Genomic DNA, 682 nt, shown 5'->3' on the forward strand with positions numbered 1-682 from the left:
GGCCCGCTCCGCCGCCTCGGCGTACCGGCGGCCGGCGGCCCGGCAGGCGGCCGGCCAGTCGCGCAGCGAGGTCAGCGGGGCGGTCACCCGGGCGTACTCGTACGGGTCCAGGCCGGCGCCGTGGGCGCGCGGGCGGTTCTCCTCGACGAAGGCGGGCAGCAGGCCGGGGGTGTCGAGGAAGGAGAGGTCGGGCATGGCGGGAGTTCCCTTCGAATCGGTCGGAGCGGGGTCAGGCGAGGGTCAGGACGGCCTTGCCGCGGATCCGGCGCTCGCGCAGGTCGGTGAGCACGGCGGCGGTCTCCGCCCAGGGCGCGACCCGGCCGAGCTCCGGGCTCAGCCGCCCCTCCCCGGTCAGCCGCACCAGGGTGGCCAGGTCGGCGCCGTCGGAGACGTCCGAGTCCGCGTAGTGGAAGTGCCGGACGACCGCCGACTCCGGGCCCTTGAAGAAGTCGAAGAAGTCGAGCGTGACGGGCGTCCGGGAGGCCTGGCCGAACCAGATCAGGGTGCCGCGCCGGGCCAGCCGGGCCAGCGCGAGCGGCAGCGCGGCGCCGCCGGTGGACTCCAGCACCAGGTCGTACGGCCCGCGTGCCGCGCCCGGCTCGTGGACCACCTCGGCCGCTCCCAGCTCGACCAGCCGCCGCCCGCGCTCCGGGGAGGCGGTGACGGCGGTCAGCTCGGCCCC

At 77.4% G+C, this 682-nt stretch carries 1 protein-coding gene and 1 pseudogene; both read right to left on the minus strand.

What is annotated here, in order from left to right:
* Positions 1–195: pseudogene (locus tag KS423_RS46755) on the minus strand (hypothetical protein); the annotation flags it as partial.
* A 34-nt stretch (positions 196–229) separates the two neighbouring features.
* Positions 230–682: zinc-binding dehydrogenase (locus tag KS423_RS46760; protein ID WP_224285691.1), on the minus strand; the 453-nt coding region annotated here is incomplete at its 5' end.

The sequence above is a fragment of the Streptomyces sp. LS1784 genome (assembly GCF_020103755.1).
GTDB lineage: Bacteria > Actinomycetota > Actinomycetes > Streptomycetales > Streptomycetaceae > Kitasatospora.